Source organism: Marinigracilibium pacificum (assembly GCF_012926615.1).
Lineage (GTDB): Bacteria > Bacteroidota > Bacteroidia > Cytophagales > Cyclobacteriaceae > Mangrovivirga > Mangrovivirga pacifica.
Genome location: NZ_JABBNU010000004.1, coordinates 58,056 through 76,553 on the forward strand (window position 1 = coordinate 58,056; position 18,498 = coordinate 76,553).

An 18,498-nucleotide genomic window follows, 5' to 3' on the forward strand; every position below is an offset into this window, starting at 1 on the left:
ATGGAAACCCTGATTAGAGCAGTACATACCAGACATAATTGGCAAGAAGTATTTGAAGACCCATTATTCAGAGATGCATTTATTGAAGAATGGGTTCCTCAATATATCACGAAACGCCGATGGTTTGCGGGTAAAAGTACTCCTGTCAAGGTCTTTAAAATTGAACGTATTCTACCGCTACCTACTGATTTTGGGTATTATTATCATATCATAGTTGAAGTGGTATATGAGCCCGGGTATACCGAAACCTATCTGTTACCTCTTTCATTCGTGACAATATTGCCTAAGGAAGATGATATTAAAATTCTAGGTAAATGTGTTATCGAAGGAACCGAAGGGTTTCTTGTAGAAGCTGTATATCTTGAAGATTACAGGAATGCCCTTTTCAACCATATGATTAAATCCAGTAAAATCGGAATCGGTGCAGACAACTTCTTCCTTTTCGAACGGGGTAAAGTTATGACCGAAAATGAGGGGGATAAAATTTCTAGTGAACTGCTAAATGTCGAACAAAGTAATACTTCGATTATTTACAATAATAAATACATCCTTAAGATATATCGTAAACTTTTCATGGATCATAACCCTGACCATGAATTAGTGAGGTTCTTGTCTGACCAGGCCGGATTCACACATTCCCCAAAATACGGAGGTAGCGTTTCATGGGTTCGATCAGGAAATTTTATGGTTTCGATAGCACTTATGACAGAGTTAATTCCAAACCAGGGTGAAGGTTGGGATTATATGCTTAAAAAAATAGAATCTGCGTTTGATAACTTCTTAAATTCTGATTTAAAAATTTCAGAGCTTCCAAAATTAAAGTACCTGAGGAAAATGAAAGCCTCTTCAATTCCAGATCAATACAGTGTTTTAATTGGAGAGGAATTTTTAGATAATATTGAAATGCTGGCCAAGCGTACGGCGCAAATGCATGTTGCCCTGGCTTCGAATAAAATAGACCGACATTTTGTGCCAAGATCTTATAACAGCGATTTTAGTGTTTGGTTGAAAAACAGGCTAATCTATATATTCGAGAACCGCTATAATATGTTAGAGTCAAACCTTCATAAACTTGAAGGCGATGGACTTGAATATGCACATGAATTTATCTCTCATAAGTCGGATATAATCAAACACTTTTTATCCTTTGATGAATTAAAACTGAATAGCAAGCGCATCCGGATACATGGAGATTACCATCTGGGGCAAGTTCTTTTGGCTGATAATGACTTTTTTATTCTTGATTATGAAGGAGAACCTGAAAGTACAATCCGTGACAGAAAGGTTAAGCAATCACCTTTAAAAGATGTTGCTGGAATTTTCAGGTCATTTCATTATGCTATTTATGCTACCCTGTTCAAGAAAAAGAAGTATCAGGATAGCCAAAATGAATGTTCTTTACTTGGGTCAAAGTTGTTCAGGGTAATTACGAATGTTTTTCTTGATAAATATTGTCGGGTGGCTTTTAAAAACAACCTTGACATAGGATATAGTCAAGAAATTAAATATTTATTGAAATACCATTTGCTAGAAAAAGCAGTGTATGAATTGGGGTATGAATTGAATGCCAGACCAGACTGGGCAATTATTCCTTTAAAAGGGATTATGCAAATTTTAAATGTTGAAGAAAATGAAAAATAGTCATGAGTCACCTGAAAACAAGGTACAGGCTTTAAGTATGCTTACAGATTTTGATATCAGTCTTTTTAACTCTGGTAAGCATTTTAAATTATATGAAAAACTTGGAAGCAGGGTAACTGAGCATGAAAATAAAAAGGGTGTATATTTTGCCGTATGGGCACCCAATGCTTCAAAAGTTAGTGTAATAGGTGAATTTAATGGCTGGGCTGGTGATGAACATTATTTATTTCCTCGATGGGATAGTTCGGGTATTTGGGAAGGGTTTATTGAAGGACTTGATAATGGAACACTCTATAAGTATAAAATTCAAAACAGTGCTTCAGGCAGAATTTTAGAAAAGGGAGATCCTTTTGCTTTTTATTGGGAAGTCCCACCAAAAACAGCTTCAATAGTCTGGGATAACTCCTATAAATGGAAAGATAAAAAATGGATGCAAAAGAGAATTGAATTAAATGCTCTTGATCGTCCAATTAGTGTTTATGAAGTACATCTTGGATCATGGAAAAGGAAGTTTGAAGAGGCAAACAGGTCATTTTCATATCGTGAAATGGCTGAAGAACTGGTATCTTATGTCAAAGAAATGGGATTTACTCATATTGAGTTTATGCCAGTAATGGAGCACCCGTTTTTTGGTTCATGGGGCTATCAGGTTACAGGATATTTTGCTCCGTCTTCCAGGTATGGTACACCGCAAGACTTTATGTATCTGGTTGAAGCTTTTCATAATGAAAATATCGGGGTATATCTTGATTGGGTTCCTTCTCATTTTCCAAATGATGCTCATGGGTTATTTGAATTTGACGGAACATCTCTTTATGAACATGAAGATCCGCGTCAGGGTTATCATCCTGATTGGAACAGCTATATTTTTAACTATGGTAGAAACGAAGTACGTTCATTTTTAATATCAAATGCATGCTATTGGCTGGATGTTTTCCATGCTGATGGCTTAAGAGTTGATGCTGTTGCTTCCATGTTATATCTGGATTATTCAAGAAACGAAGGTGAATGGATACCAAACAAATACGGTGGAAGGGAGAATTTGGAGGCCATAGATTTTATGAAAGAAATGAATGAAGCGGTTTATGGTAATTTTGAAGGTGTTCAGACAATTGCAGAAGAAAGTACTTCCTGGCCTATGGTTACTAAACCGACATATCTTGGAGGTCTCGGGTTTGGTATGAAATGGATGATGGGCTGGATGAATGATACACTGGTCTATTTTGGTAAGGATGCGATCTATAGAAATCATCATCAAAACAATATTACATTTAGTATGACCTATGCTTTTACTGAAAACTTTATGCTTCCATTATCACACGATGAGGTGGTTCACGGTAAAGGCTCATTACTATCCAGAATGCCGGGTGACGAATGGCAAAAATTTGCAAATCTTCGTTGTTTGTATGGATATATGTTTACCCATCCCGGTACAAACCTGATATTTATGGGTGATGAATTTGGTCAAAGTGATGAGTGGAAGCACGATAAATCACTTGACTGGTGGCTTGAAGAACATAAATATCATTCAGGAATAAAAGAGTTAATTAAGGATCTAAACAAAGTTTATAAGTCACAACCTGCAATGTATGAAAAGCAGTTTAGTGCTGAGGGCTTCGAATGGATAGATTATACTGATTCGACAAATTCAGTAATAGTTTATATGAGAAAAGGTCACGATCCGGAAAATACAATTTTTATAGCAGTGAACTTTACGCCTGTACCGCGTGAAGGATATGAGATCGGTGTTCCTTTTGAAGGAGAATTTGAGGAAATTCTCAATACTGATTATGAGAGATACGGAGGAAGTAACATGTTTAATGGTGGTGAGTTAAAATCAGTACCAGGACAGCAGCATGGACAAAAATACAAGCTGAAGTTGTCACTTTCTCCACTGGGAGTAAGTATTTTAAAAATGAAATAAATGAAAAAATATATATGTATTCATGGACACTTTTATCAGCCGCCACGAGAAAATGCCTGGCTGGAAACTATAGAAGTTCAGGAATCTGCTTTTCCATTTCATGACTGGAATGAAAGAATAAATTTTGAATGTTATGGACCAAATGCTCAGGCAAGAGTACTTGATAGTGATGGGAAAATCATAAACATTGTAAATAATTACAGTAAGATCAGTTTTAATTTTGGTCCTACCCTTCTGTCGTGGATGGAAGAATACGAACCATCGACTTACAAAGGTATTCTGGAGGCAGACCTGGAAAGCATGTCCAGATTTAAGGGGCATGGGTCTGCGATGGCACAGGTGTATAATCACATTATCATGCCATTGGCCAATACCAGGGATAAGGAAACTCAGATTATTTGGGGAATTAAAGATTTTGAGCATCGTTTCAAAAGGCAACCCGAGGGTATGTGGCTGGCTGAAACAGCTGTTGACCTGGAGTCTTTGGATCTTATGGCCAAGCATGGTATTAAATATACCCTGTTAGCACCAAGGCAGGCAAAAAGATTTAGGAAAATTGGAGATAAAGAGTGGACTGACGGAATTAACTCTAGAAAGTCTTATATCATAAACCTTCCTTCAGGCAGACAAATGAATTTGTTTTTCTATGATGGAGATAGGTCGCAAGAAATTGCATTTAAAGGCCTTTTATCTGATGGAGAGAAATTCGCTCATCATTTAACAAGTTCTTTTGATGAAACAGATAAAGATAGCCAATTAGTTCATGTGGCAACAGATGGTGAAAGCTATGGACACCATCACAGATATGGAGAAATGGCATTGGCTTACTGCCTAAAAAAAATTGAGTCACTAAAAGAATTTGAGTTAATAAATTACGGTCAATATCTGGAGATTAATCCACCGGTTCATGAGGTCGAAATTCATGAAGATAGCTCCTGGAGTTGTGTTCATGGCATAGAAAGATGGAGAAGTGACTGCGGCTGTAGTACAGGTGGCCGCCCTGAGTGGAATCAAAAATGGAGGGTTGGACTACGGGATTCTCTCAACTGGCTAAGAGATGAGCTTGCAGCATCCTATGAAAAAGAAATGAAAAAGTTTGAAACTGATCCATGGGAGCTTAGGCAAAAATATATAGAAGTTCTTCTTAACAGGTCAAGACCGTCAGTAGATCGGTTTATCAATAAATATGTCAAGAAGATACCAGAAAATCAGACAGAAAAGACTCATTTGTTAAGGCTATTAGAACTGCAAAGGCAAAGTCTTTTAATGTTTACAAGCTGCGGGTGGTTTTTTGATGAACTATCAGGTATTGAGACCGTTCAAATTCTTCAATATGCTGATCGGGCTATTCAGCTCGCTGAAAGTGAGGCAAACATAAATCTTGAAAAGGAATTTGCAAATAAGCTAGAGGCGGCACTAAGTAATATTGAACAGTTTGGTGATGGGAAGAAAATATATAATGAACTGGTCAGAACAGGTAGGTTAACATTAACAAGTATCGGACTTCATTATGCTGTTAACTCTTTGTTTGCTGATAATCCAGCTATGCTCTCTGTATTAAATTATGACTGTGAAAGCGAAATATATAAGAGATATGAAGCGGGGATGCAAAGGCTTGCATTGGGTAAAACTAAGGTTGTTAGTAAGGTAACTCAAAGTGAAAAAGTATTTTGGTTTGTAATTGTTTATCTCGGGCAACATCAGTTATTAGGTACTTCATCTAATAAGTTTGATGATGAATCTTTTGCCAGGGTTTCAAAAGAAATAAGAGATGAATTTAATATTGGTAACATATCCAAAACCATAGATATAATAAGAGCGAACTTTAAATCAAAGAGTTTTAGCTTTTATGATATGTTCAGAGACGAGCAAAACAAACTTCTGGATACGGTATTACAGGAAAGTATTTCACAGGCCGAATCTTCCTACCGTAGAATCTATGATCGAAATTACAATCTATTAAATGTAATGAAGAATCATGGACTGCATATTCCATTAGCTTTAAAAAGGAATATTGAGGGTGTGGTGCAAACAGAACTGAAAAAAATATTCCAAAATGCAAAGCTTGATATGGTTAAACTGGAAGGAACTGTTAAGGAGGCCAAAAAGTGGAATGTTACCGTGAATAATGTCATTTTGAATCCATTGGTAAACAACAGACTCATACAGATGTTGAATGATTATATTGAACAGCCGGATGATGAAGGGACAATTAAGAATATTAGGAAATCGATAAGGCTTATGCGGTCTATCGGACTAGAAAGTAATTTTAAACAATTACAAAACCTGACTTTTAATATGCTTAGAGGATATGATCCATTTATTCACAACAATATGGATCTTATTGAGTCCTTAGCTGAAGAGCTCAATTTAAATCCTGATGCAATTAGAGAGAATGTAAAGATAAGAAAATAATAAAGCCCGGGGTGACCGGGCTTTTTTTAGACAATTACTACAGAATTATCTTCAAATGTCAGATTGTTTGGAACATACTTGTCAGCTTCAGGATCATTTTCCCATTTTTCGCCGTCAATTAAATATCTGAACTGATATTCTTCACCAGTTTTCAGGCTTGTTACTAATTTGAATTCTCCGGATTTAAGTTTTTTCATAGGTAGTGCATCTGCATCCCAATCAACAAAATCCGCAACGATGCTTGCTTCTTTTGCTTCTTTACCCAATTCTTTTGGGATTAAAAAAGTCACTTTACATTCAGACTTGCTCTTTAAATACTGTTTTTTGATACTCATGATGGACTAAATTTTTATTTTAAAGAACAACTAATTTTTACTTTTTACTATATTAAAATGTGTTTTATATAGATATGAAGCTGTTTTTTTAATATAAAAACAAAAAAACGGGGGTTATTTTGATAAAAAACTAATGATATTGATTATCAATCGTTTACGGTTTTACTTTTCGTAAAAATAATGCATCAATCTTAGTCCATCGAGTGTTAAGTTAACATCAACAATATCAAATGAATCATTAAGAGGAGTTAATATTGATGATAACCCACCTGTTGCATACACATGGATAGAGGTATCCAGCTCTTGCTTAATCAATGAAATCATTTTCTCTACTAATCCGGTATAGCCTCCCAATATGCCAGCTTGAATAGCATGAACAGTATTTTTACCAAGGACAGATTTTGGCATTTCAAGCGGGACCTCCGGAAGCTTTGCCGTATTTTGAGTAAGTGCTTTAATAGCAGTTTTTAATCCTGGAGCAATAGCAACTCCTGCTACACTACCATCATTATTTACTGATGTAAAAGTCAGAGCTGTACCGAAGTCGACAACAACACATGCTTGCCTTCCAGATCTTATATATGCTGAAAGAGCATTACACATCAAATCAGAACCAATTTCTGTAGGCCGCTCAGTGGAAATAGGAATTTTATTATATACTTCAGGGCCAATTATCAATGGTGATATTCCAAAAAGTGCTTCCATTGAAGAACTAACTTTGTCAGTAAGAATTGGCACAACACTACTTAATGAAATGGATGTGATTTCACTGATTTTTATATCTGACTCCAGTAGCCATTGACGAAATATCATTTGAAAAGCATCAGGATTTTTTTCTTTGGAAGATGGTGTTCTCCAAATATGCTCGATTTTGTCATCTCTCCATAGTCCAACGACAATATCTGAATTCCCAATATCTATTGAAAGAAGTGTTTTCATAATTTCCTATGCAAAGAAAGCCAATTTAATATTAATGGACTTAATTTATGGAAAATAAAATGGATATGACTTTTAATTACCCTTCATTATTAATCAATAAGAATATAGCCATTGGAAATATAAAAGTGATGGCTGAAAAAGCCTCTAGTCTTGGAAAAGATTTGAGACCTCACTTTAAAACTCATCAATCTGCCGAAATTGGAGAATGGTTCAGAGAATATGGAATTGATAAGATAGCAGTTTCATCTCCACAGATGGCAGCATATTTTGCTGAGCATGGATGGAATGATATACTAATTGCTTTTCCGGTAAATATCAGGGAGATTGATCTCATAAATCAACTAGCAAATAAAATTACACTGGGAATATGCATTTCTGATTTGAAGGTGGTAGAAAAACTGGTAAATGAAATAGTGGCTGAAACTGATATCTGGATTGAACTCGATGTGAAATATTATCGTAGTGGAATTGACTTTTCTGATACTGAAGGCCTTCAGAATATTGTTAGCAAAATTAAAAAAAATAGTAAGCTTAATTTTAAGGGCTTAATGGTTCACAAAGGTGATCATTACACAACGAATGTAGAACTGCAGAAACAAAAGCATTTTGAAGCAATTGAGATTATTCAGAATGTGAGGGAGTTTATGGATAAATACTCCGAAAATTATATAGTTTCATATGGAGACACACCTTCTTGTTCTTCATTTGATAAATTTGATGGTGTTGATGAACTGCGACCAGGAAATTTCGTGTTTTATGATTTTATGCAAGTGTCATTTCAAGCTTGTGATTTAAATAATATAGCTGTTTGTTTAAGTTCTCCGGTTGTCGCAACATATGAGGATTCGAGAAAAGTGATAACCTATGGAGGAGCAGTCCATTTAGCAAAGGATTTTATTTCTGGTGAACAGGAGTCTTTTGGTAAAGTAGTAAGGCTCAGAAGTGATGGATGGGATACTAAAATAGTCGGGAATGTTGATAAAGTTTCTCAAGAGCATGGTATTATAACCTGGAATGAAGATGAGGATTTACCACTTCCCGGAGAGGTAGTTGGTATTTTACCAGTTCATTCTTGCCATACAGCTTCAACAATGGGATGTTATTATGATTTGAATGGAATAAAAATTAATCGTTTTAATGTTGCTGATCTTGGTCACTATCAAAAAATATAATATATATTTAAGCTGAACCAATTTTTAAAAACTCTATAAATTATGACTTTTAGGAAAATTTCGTTTATGATTTTTTCTGTTCTGGTACTGGTTTCATGTGGATCTCAGAGTGATGAAGCTACAGATGAACAGCAAAAGCAAACTCTTGTATTAAATGGTACGGTAAGTAATATTCCTGACAGGGAAATGGTGTATTTGTACTCAAGTGTTACTAAAGATAAAGATGTAATTGATTCAGTAATGCTCGACTCAGGCAGGTTTAATTTTGTATTAGACTGGAAGGGGCCTGAGGCTGTCGGATTACAAATAGGTGACCAAAATATTAGATTCAACAATATTATTTTAACTCCGGATTCTATTGAAATGGTGATTGATCCTTCAAATAGAAAATCGCCTATTATGGTTAAAGGCTCTGAGTTAAATGATGAATTTATTTCCATAGCAGAGAAGAGAAAAAATTATAAGGCAGATATTTATGATGCTCTTGTAAAGGAATATTATAGACTGGATAGTCTTGGAGATAAGGCTAAGCAACAGGAAATTAGTAAGCAGTTAACTGATATTTACTATGAGAGAACTAATCTGGCTAAGCAATATGTAGCTGAGAATCCAAATTCTTATCTATCACCATTATTAATCAGAACTGAATTAATGTATGGTAAAAACTATGAGCAATTAGATAGTTTAATGGGATTACTGGGGAAAGATTATGCAGATTCTAAAGTAATGAAATATCTAAATGCTCGTTTGAGTGATTTGGAACTTGTGAAAAATGGTAATGTTGCACCTGAAATTTCTCAAGCTTCACCAAAAGGAGATACTTTAAAGCTTACAGATTATAGAGGTAAGTATGTGTTAATCGATTTTTGGGCTAGTTGGTGTGGACCTTGCAGGAAAGAAAATCCTTATATGGTTGAATTATACAATAAATATAAGGGAGATCAATTTGAGGTTTTCGGAGTTTCTTTAGATAACAATAAAGATGCATGGCTTCAGGCAATTGAAAATGATAAAATTTATTGGGAGCACGTTTCTGATCTACAAGGATGGGGAAATGAAGCTGCACAAAAATATGTAGTCAATTCAATTCCACATACTGTATTAATTGGTCCTGATGGAACAATTATAGAGTCTGGCCTACGTGGTGAAAGTTTAGATGCTAAACTTGAAGAAATCTTAAATAAAAAAATGTAATCCTTATCTGGTTAAGGAAACATAATCATCAATGATTTTTGAAACGAACTCATCTTTATTTCTGAACTTGAGTTCGTTTCTTTTTATTTCAAGCCTTTCTATCAGATCATCTACTATCTCTTTGTATAGCTTTTGATTAACTTGATTATCATAATTTTTAGTTCTCTCCTTTACTTCTTTCAGAGCTAATACATACTCATCATTTAGACTAGTAACCTGAGGGAACATTGGTTCATAATTAGATCTGTCAGATAATTTCAATATGTCATTTAAAGAAATATCATATTTTGGTATAAGTTTAATTACCGTAGTATTTGCTGCTATATCTCCTACTCTTTGAGCAAACTTGGTTGAAGAAATTGAAAGAACTCCAATCGATCCAAAACTAAACATAATATCTATTGGTTTTAAAGCCCATCTGAGAAAATAATCTCCCCAGGAAGCTTGCTCACCAGTCATTTTTACTACCTGAATTTTCATTATTCTTTTTCCAGGTGTCTGTCCACTCCAGATTATTTCAAAAAACAAACTATAAAATACAACTTGCGGCACCAGCATGATTGCTAACAACTCACCAACATAATCAAAAGAAAAAATTCCTCTTATCAATAAAGATTGAATTGCAACTCCTATTGCAATTATTACCACATCTAATAAGTAGCTGATTAATCGATACATAACTCCTGCGAGTTCATATCTTATGATTACATTTTGACTTGTATTGATTTCTATAGTTTGCATTTTTATGATCAATTAGTGTATCTTCGACCCATGCGTGAGTCGGAATTTATCAAACAAAATAAAGAAAAGTGGCAGTATTTTGAAAGGTTATCCAAAACTTCAGGATCAAACCCGGATGAATTTCACAAATTATATATAGAAATTACTGATGACTTAAGTTATTCACGCTCGCATTATCCTAACAGGATGATAAGAGTATATCTAAATAATATAAGTCAAAGGCTATATCAGAGTCTGAGTAAAAATAAGAAACACGGCTTTAGTAAAATTATAGAGTTTTTCAGATATGATTTGCCACGTACCATGTGGAATACCAGAAAAGAATTACTGGCTTCTTTTATAATGTTTACCATATTTTTTGCTGTTGGTGCATTTTCTGCTCATTATGAACCTGAATTTGTAACACAAATTTTGGGTTCCCAATATGTTGAAATGACTGAGGAGAACATAGCAGCAGGTGACCCGATGGGGGTTTATAAGGACAGCAATGAGCTGGAGATGTTTGTTGGAATAGGTTTAAATAACCTGATGGTGGCCGCTAAAACTTATCTCTTTGGTATATTTTCTCTTATAGGCACATTTCTGATATTGCTTTATAATGGGATAATGGTTGGAGCTTTTCAATACTTTTTTATTCAAAAAGGATTGTTTTGGGAATCTTTCTCGACAATTTGGATACATGGAACTATAGAAATAAGCTGTATAATTTTGGCCGGAGCAGCAGGATTGGTACTTGGTAAGGGATGGATGTTTCCCGGAACATATTCAAGACTTCAAGCTTTTCTGATTCAAGCAAAGCGTTCTATTAAAATTATTCTTGGAACGGCACCCTTTATTGTAATTGCTGCCTTTATTGAAAGCTTTATAACTCGATTTGATGATATTCCAATAATTTTCAGGCTAGCATTTATTTTTATATGCTTTGTATTAATGGTTGGATATTTTGTGGTCTATCCATATTGGTTACAAAAACAAAATTTATTGGGGGAAGAGAAAATCGATATCCCTTTAACGGAGGCACATACTTTTAAATTAAAAAATAAAATAGTACCAGCAGGGAATATTATTACTGAAGCTTTTTTCTTGCTTCGATCTAATTTTGGGAAACTAATGTTGGTATTTCTTGGGTATATGGTGGTTTCATCTGTTTTAATTCTAATTACAGTTGGTATATATCCGGAATTTAAGGAGCATATCCTGGATTTTAACATCTATGAACTCAATACACTTTTTTTAAAATTTGAAAACCCAAATCTTTTATGGTTTCTAAGTTTTATTATGATATCTGCTTTGTTGGGGTACACTTCCCTCCTACGTGTTTATCAAAGTGTTGACCTAAAGCCAAAAAGAATTCAAATGGCTATTTACCTGGTAATTAGCTTTACCATTATTTGTTTGTTATTAAGTCTGAAGGCCGAGTTGATATTAGTATTTTCGGTATTGATAATACCATTATTATTATGTCCTTTATTTGTAATATCTGATAATGATGAAAGTAAACCAGGGTTTTTATCTTCTGGAATTATTGTGTTGAAATATTCATTTGGTTCAACACTTTTGATTGGCCTGGGATGGCTGTTTTTTACTTTTGTTATATACTATGTTATAGATTTTCTCCTGGGGTCAGGGTCCTTTGTGGAGTATTTGTTAGGTATGCATATTGAGCATCTGGAGTATTATGAATTAATAAATTCTATATATTTGTTAAATGTTGACCTTTTTAAAATTTCTGTATCAGTAATATTGATGGTGTTTTTATATCTCCAACAATATTATTCTGTTAAAGAAATTGCTTATTCAAATGGACTAAAAGAGCGAGTTCATGCTTTAATTAATTCGAATGATGATAGGAAACTGGGGTAGAATATTTTTTTATTTTGGAATTTATTTTTTGAGTCAAATAGGAATTCAAGCACAAGATTCTTTAGTACTTGAAAAAGATAAGCTTGAAGATCTTTCAAAAGATTATCAATATTCTTTTGATGAAAAAGAACCTGAAGAGGCTGAGGCACCAAATGACGAGTTAGAATATGAACCTAGAGAATCAGTTAGTTGGTTCAATGGTTCCGGACAGGTAGTAAAGGCTGCGTTAATAATTATTGCAGCTGGTTTGATAATTGCATTATTGATTTGGCTAATTAATAATAGTTCAAGGTCCAATACTAAAAATAATGTTACTGTTGAAATTCTTTCTGATGATGAAATCACAGAAAAGACTATGGAGCTTGATTTTCCGCAATTAATACAACAGGCTGAAAATGATGGGAAATACAGATATAGTATCAGGCTTTACTATCAGTGGCTAATTAGGAAACTTGCTGAAGCCGAAATGATTATTTGGAAGAAGGATAAAACCAACCACCAACTCTTAAATGAAATACCAGTCAATGAAATTAAGTCAGATTTCAGAAAAATAACATTAGTCTTTGAAAAGTATTGGTATGGTGAGTATCCTATCGATGTAAATACATATTTAAAAGAGAAAAATAAGTTTAATCTTTTGCTGAATAGTTTAAATGAGAGACAACCTAGTTAATATCATAATAGTAGTCTTAGTTAGTTTAGTGATATTTCTGATTGGATTTAGTCTCTTAAATACAAGATATCACTGGAATGAAACATATAGTTGGGAAGGTGAAAACCCTTATGATCTTAAGCTATATAATGAATGGTTAACAACCCTTAATGATCATAATGTTGAGTATCTCAACTTAAAAAACGCTGAAAAATCCTTTAATGATAGTTCTGCATACCTAATTATAGGGAATTCTATTGCAGAGTCTAACAAGCAGTTGCCAAAGTTATTTAATGCAGTAAATAATGGTGCTACGGCAATGATAGCAACATATGAAAATCCTTATGATATTCTAGATTCATTAGAATCTCATTTTGATAATGAAATTTATTATTATTCTTCAGAATCATTAAAACGATATGAAATATATAATAATAACCTCTCTGAGATTTTTGTAAGATATGATAATTATGGTGATCCTCAATTTACCTCTGATTTGAGGTTACTTGAAGATTATGACACAGACTATGTTGATCCTCTATTATTTATAGAATCCTCACCTATAGCATTTTCAGTTCAATTCGGTGAAGGGAGGTTTATATTTGTGAGTACTCCCCTGATCTTTACGAATTACTATTTGAGTCAAAAGAAATATAAATCAGTAAAATTCCTAACTGAAGAGCTAGATGGTAAAACCTTATATCTCGATAGATATTTTACCAACCTTTTCAAAAATGAGGATTATAGTGATGACACAGGTTTAAATGCAAGTCCGTTAAGCTTTGTGTTATCAAATAATCAACTGTCAGCAGCCTGGTACTTGTTTTTGGTTACTGCATTAATTTATTTATTGTATGTTTCTAAAAGGAAACAAAGGATTATACCTGTTATTCCTCAGAAAGAAAATCGTACACTAAGCCATATACAATTGGTTGGTGAGTTATACTTTCAGAAAGCTGATTCTTACTTAATTTATAAAAAGTTGAATAAGGTATTTCTGGAACACATCAGGTCAAAGTATAATTTGAATACATCTAATCTTGATGAGAAGTTTAAGGAAAAACTCTCAATGAAATCAGGAGTTGATAAAAATTTGGTCAATAGCATATTTGATTTTATAAATAAATTCGATTACAAAAAATCTGTATCAGACGACGATCTGATGCGACTATATAATTTAATACACACTTTTTATAATAAGGAATTGTAGAAAATGGAAGAGAACAGAATTGAAGAAAATGATCAGGTTACTGGTGAGAACATTGATAATAATGATGCGAAATATATTCAGCTAAGTGAAAAAGTTCAACTGTTAAAGAATGAGATTTCAAAATTAGTTGTAGGACAGGACGAACTAGTTGAATTATATGTAGTAGCACTTTTCAGTAATGGTCACCTTCTACTTGAAGGATATCCGGGAATTGCAAAAACAATGAGTGCTAAAATGTTGTCAAAGACAATTGATGCCGAGTTTAGCCGTATTCAGTTCACGCCGGATTTAATGCCGTCAGATGTTATTGGAACATCTATTTTTAATATGGGCAAGTCGGAGTTTGAATTTAAGAAGGGACCTCTATTTTCTCAGATAATATTAATTGATGAGATAAACCGTGCTCCGGCAAAAACCCAAGCTGCATTATTCGAAGTAATGGAGGAAAGACAAATTACGGTAGACGGCCATTCTTATAAAATGGAATTCCCATTTATGGTTTTGGCTACCCAAAACCCTATCGAACAGGAAGGAACATATAAATTACCAGAAGCACAATTAGACAGGTTCCTTTTCAAAGTAAACATGACTTATCCTGGTCTTGAGGATGAGATTTCGATATTAAATAAGTTTAAAAATGATTTCAACAAAGAAGCAAAAACTAAGGTTGAAACAATTTTTAATAAATCCGAAATCAATGAATTTCAAAAGCTGGTTGAAGATGTGCATATCAAGGATCAACTGATAAATTATATTGCAACAATTGTTTTTAACACACGAAACCATCATGATTTATATTTAGGAGCTTCTCCAAGAGCCTCTCTGGCAATATTAAAATCAGCTAAAGCTACTGCTGCACTTAAAGGTAGAAGCTTTGTAATACCTGAGGATATAATGTATGTGGCACCTTTTGTTTTAAATCACAGAGTAGTATTAACACCTGAAAAGGAATTAGAAGGAACGGATTCTAAGGAAGTAATTAGAGGAATAGTTGAAGAAATTGAAGTTCCGAGATAATGTCCATTAAGAAGCTATATATAAATCCACCTTTTTATTTACTGTTACTTGGTATAACAGGAGTATTCTTTTTGTCCTTTTTTTATCCTGGCATATATCAATATGGGTTTATTCTTTTAGGATTGTTTTTGGTTACCTGTATTGTTGATGCCGTGTTATTATTTACATGGTATAAGGATCAATATTTTGAAGGACGAAGATCACATGCAAAAGTGTTTTCTTTAGGAAACAATAATAAAGTAAGAATTCACCTGATTAAAACTACTGCTAGAAGTATTAGTGGGTATTTTATTGATGAAATCCCGGTAAAATGCCAGGTTAGAGATATTCAATTTCAATTTGATTTTGAGGAGAAGGATCATCTTACAAAGTCTTATTCGCTTCATATAGTTGAAAGAGGCAAATATGAATATGGAGATATTCAGCTTTTTGTAAATAGTCCTTTGAAAATATTTACCAAGCGAATTACCATTTTGCATAGTGAGACAGTTCCTGCCTACCCTTCTGTTCTTGATTTAAAGAAATACAATTTATATTCAATCCAATCATTGATGATGTATGAAGGGATAAAACGTATTAGAAGGATTGGACAGAGTACTGAGTTTGAGCAGATCAAAGACTATGTTCAGGGAGATGAAATAAAAAAGATCAATTGGAAGGCTACCGGACGTACCGGTAAACTAAAAGTCAATCATTATGAAGAAGAGAAGTCTCAACAGATTTACTCTATAATAGATACATCCAGAGCGATGTATATGCCTTTTAATAAGATGTCATTGACTGATTACGCTGTAAATGCATCTTTAATATTATCGAATGCGGCTATTCAAAAAAATGATAAGGCTGGATTGATGACTTTTTCGGCACATCAAGGTATTGCTGTAAAGTCTGATAAGAACCCTTTACAATTGAAAAGGATCAACGAAGCACTGTATTCCCTTGAACAAGATACAACAGAGGCAGATTTTGAAATGCTTTATCAAAATGTAAGAAAATTAATAAAGCATCGTAGTATGCTCATGCTGTATACCAATTTTGAAAGTAAGTATACCATTGAAAGAGTACTGCCTGTATTAAGGAAACTTTCAAAATTACATTTATTGGTTGTGGTGATTTTTGAAAATGAAGAAACTACTAAATATGCATCTGAAAGTGCAGAAACACTTAGAGATGTTTATTATAAAGTAGTTGCGGGCGAATTAGCCATGGAAAAGAAGTTAATGATAAAAGAACTTCAAAACCTGGGGATTCAAACACTTTATACCACCCCACAAAACCTGAGTATCAATACATTAAATAAATACCTTGAAATGAAAGCCAGAGGGCTCATCTAATTTTAGTGAAAATAAAGGTGGCTTGAAAATGGCAAAAAATGATCCTGTTTCTTATTTTCAGGACAATTTTTTTCGAAAAAAAACTAAAAACCTAAACTGATGCAAGAGTTAAATTCTTTTTTGGAAATGATTAACAGTTTTGTTGGAGAGGCAGATTGGTTTCTGTTTCTACTTCTTGGAACAGGATTGTTTTTCACTATTTACTTAGGATTTCCACAAATAAAGTACTTCAGACATGCTATTAATGTCGTAATGGGTAAGTACGACAAAAAAGGTGAAGCTGGAGATGCTTCCCACTTCCAGGCTTTAACTACAGCATTATCAGGAACAGTCGGAACAGGTAACATTGGAGGGGTAGCCTTAGCACTACATATTGGTGGCCCAGCAGCATTATTCTGGATGCTCGTTACTGCTTTTTTTGGTATGACTACTAAATTTGTCGAAGTTACTTTATCACATAAGTACAGAGAAAAGACAGCTGATGGTACAATGGCAGGTGGTCCAATGTATTATATGAAACATGCTAATTTTAAATTGTTTAATATAAACTTTAACCCTGTAAGCCGGGTTTTAGCTGTTGTTTTTGCTTTGGCAACGATATTATCTTCCTTTGGAACAGGTAATATGCCACAAATCAATAATATAGCATCATCAATTAAAACTACATTTGATATTGATCCATTAATTACCGGGTCAATACTAAGTGTTCTTTTAGCACTAGTAATTATTGGAGGTATCAAAAGAATTGTAAAAGTAACTGAGAAACTAGTTCCTTCGATGGCAATTATTTATTTCATTGGTGCTTTTAGTGTTATCTTCTATAACTTTGAAAATATACTTCCTTCTTTAGCTTCTATTTTTACGAATGCATTTACAGGTACTGCAGTAACGGGAGGATTCCTTGGTGCCGGATTTAAGTTTGCTTTTAATAATGGTGTTGCAAGAGGATTATTTTCAAACGAAGCTGGTCAAGGTAGTGCGCCAATTGCTCACGCAGCAGCAAGAACTGAAGAGCCTGTTTCTGAAGGCATGGTTGCTATTTTGGAACCTTTTATTGATACAATTATTATCTGTACAATTACCGGCCTTGTTCTTTTAACATCAGGTGCGTGGAACCAAAAGTTCCAGAATGAATTTGATATAACTGATATTGAGGTTATTGATAGAGTAATGGAAGAAAATCCTGAAAACCAGAGAGCAATTTTCCGTCATCTGGAAGAAAGGGAACTACTTAATCATTACACTGGAGATCTGAAAATTGAAGAAGGTAAATTTGTTGATGATGTTACTGTTATTCATGCGAGATCTTTTGCTGAAAATGTATTTGTAACCAAGGATGGTGAGCCTTATACCGGAATAATTCCAGCTAATAAAGGAGATCTTTCAGTTCCTGATGGAATTGCAATTACCGGAAAGTCTTTGATTCACTCAGCACCATTAACTACTGAAGCTTTTAGATTAGGATTCTTAGGCGACTGGGGTAAATATATTGTATCATTGGGTATGCTATTATTCGCATTTTCAACAGCAATTTCCTGGTCTTATTATGGAGATAGAGCTACAACATTCCTTTTTGGCAATAAGTATGTGATTATTTATAGAGTATTCTATGTAGTTGCTTTCTTTATAGCGGCCTTTGTAGAAGCAAAAATAATCTGGACAATAGCTGGAATCACTATTGCTTTAATGACTCTTCCAAACTTAATCGGTCTAGCATTATTGCATAAAGAAATGAAATCAACAGTAAATGATTACTGGACGAAATTTAAGAGCAAATAATTAGCCTTAATTAAACCTAAACCTTAAAAGTGGTTCCTTTTTGGTACCACTTTTTATTTTTTCAGATTTCAAGGGTTACATTTTTACAGTAAAAAGTATAAATATTTGAATATTAGTTAGTTTGCAAGTTGATAAACTACTAGTTTTTTTAGGTGAACAGCTTAAAATCATCGATAAAAATTGACATTTGATTATTTTTGATTTACTTTGTAATCCGATTTTTTATAAACTGATGACAAATAATTGCTTACATATTGCGAAAATTAAAATGAACCACATGGT

14 protein-coding genes are annotated in these 18,498 nt (G+C 33.8%); 11 read left to right on the forward strand and 3 right to left on the reverse strand.

The genetic code is table 11. The annotated features are described in order from the left end of the window. From HH304_RS07135 to HH304_RS07145, 3 genes are read left to right on the forward strand one after another with little or no spacing between them, the layout of a single operon-like run. Positions 1-1,641, forward strand: a complete 1,641-nt coding sequence (locus HH304_RS07135) for a maltokinase N-terminal cap-like domain-containing protein (protein WP_169679567.1) — start codon at positions 1-3, stop codon at positions 1,639-1,641. Further along, the gene (gene glgB, locus HH304_RS07140; protein WP_169679569.1) at positions 1,631-3,565 is read left to right on the forward strand and encodes a 1,4-alpha-glucan branching protein GlgB; all 1,935 of its coding nucleotides are present in this window, start codon (positions 1,631-1,633) and stop codon (positions 3,563-3,565) included. Before HH304_RS07135 ends, glgB begins: the two co-directional genes overlap by 11 nt. After that, positions 3,566-5,980 carry a DUF3536 domain-containing protein gene (locus HH304_RS07145; protein ID WP_169679571.1) on the forward strand — a complete coding sequence of 805 codons (2,415 nt, stop codon included), beginning with the start codon at positions 3,566-3,568 and terminating at the stop codon, positions 5,978-5,980. A 26-nt stretch (positions 5,981-6,006) separates the two neighbouring features. Here HH304_RS07145 and HH304_RS07150 read toward each other — a convergent pair whose 3' ends face one another. Then, positions 6,007-6,315 carry an isoamylase early set domain-containing protein gene (locus tag HH304_RS07150; protein WP_169679573.1) on the reverse strand — a complete coding sequence of 103 codons (309 nt, stop codon included), beginning with the start codon at positions 6,313-6,315 and terminating at the stop codon, positions 6,007-6,009. Between the two features lie 162 nt (positions 6,316-6,477). Continuing rightward, a complete protein-coding gene (locus tag HH304_RS07155) occupies positions 6,478-7,254 on the reverse strand; it encodes a type III pantothenate kinase (RefSeq protein ID WP_169679575.1) in 777 nt (258 codons plus the stop codon). Positions 7,255-7,301: 47 nt separating this feature from the next. Between HH304_RS07155 and HH304_RS07160 the strand changes: the two genes are divergently transcribed. Both HH304_RS07160 and HH304_RS07165 read left to right on the forward strand, forming a co-directional pair. Continuing rightward, complete coding sequence (locus HH304_RS07160; protein WP_169679577.1) at positions 7,302-8,426, forward strand: alanine racemase; 1,125 nt, start codon at positions 7,302-7,304, stop codon at positions 8,424-8,426. A gap of 42 nt (positions 8,427-8,468) precedes the next feature. Beyond that, positions 8,469-9,620, forward strand: a complete 1,152-nt coding sequence (locus HH304_RS07165; protein WP_169679579.1) for a TlpA disulfide reductase family protein — start codon at positions 8,469-8,471, stop codon at positions 9,618-9,620. Positions 9,621-9,623: 3 nt separating this feature from the next. On the opposite strand, the gene HH304_RS07170 is transcribed toward HH304_RS07165, so the two are convergent. Then, a complete protein-coding gene (locus HH304_RS07170; protein WP_169679581.1) occupies positions 9,624-10,361 on the reverse strand; it encodes an RDD family protein in 738 nt (245 codons plus the stop codon). A 30-nt stretch (positions 10,362-10,391) separates the two neighbouring features. Between HH304_RS07170 and HH304_RS07175 the strand changes: the two genes are divergently transcribed. The 6 genes from HH304_RS07175 (at position 10,392) to HH304_RS07200 (ending at position 18,216) form a co-directional block, all read left to right on the forward strand. Beyond that, positions 10,392-12,224, forward strand: coding sequence for a stage II sporulation protein M (locus HH304_RS07175; protein WP_169679585.1), 1,833 nt, complete (start codon positions 10,392-10,394; stop codon positions 12,222-12,224). After that, positions 12,202-12,897 (forward strand): hypothetical protein, encoded by a 696-nt coding sequence (locus tag HH304_RS07180; RefSeq protein WP_169679588.1) that lies wholly within the window; start codon positions 12,202-12,204, stop codon positions 12,895-12,897. The genes HH304_RS07175 and HH304_RS07180 overlap by 23 nt, the downstream gene beginning before the upstream one ends. Next, complete coding sequence (locus HH304_RS07185; RefSeq protein ID WP_169679591.1) at positions 12,878-14,086, forward strand: DUF4350 domain-containing protein; 1,209 nt, start codon at positions 12,878-12,880, stop codon at positions 14,084-14,086. The genes HH304_RS07180 and HH304_RS07185 overlap by 20 nt, the downstream gene beginning before the upstream one ends. Before the next feature lie 3 nt (positions 14,087-14,089). Continuing rightward, positions 14,090-15,103, forward strand: coding sequence for an AAA family ATPase (locus HH304_RS07190; protein ID WP_169679594.1), 1,014 nt, complete (start codon positions 14,090-14,092; stop codon positions 15,101-15,103). Continuing rightward, the gene (locus HH304_RS07195; RefSeq protein ID WP_169679597.1) at positions 15,103-16,437 is read left to right on the forward strand and encodes a DUF58 domain-containing protein; all 1,335 of its coding nucleotides are present in this window, start codon (positions 15,103-15,105) and stop codon (positions 16,435-16,437) included. Before HH304_RS07190 ends, HH304_RS07195 begins: the two co-directional genes overlap by 1 nt. Positions 16,438-16,536: 99 nt before the next feature. Continuing rightward, on the forward strand, positions 16,537-18,216 hold the full coding sequence (locus tag HH304_RS07200) for an alanine/glycine:cation symporter family protein (RefSeq protein WP_169679600.1): 1,680 nt from the start codon (positions 16,537-16,539) through the stop codon (positions 18,214-18,216). Positions 18,217-18,498: the final 282 nt, after the last annotated feature.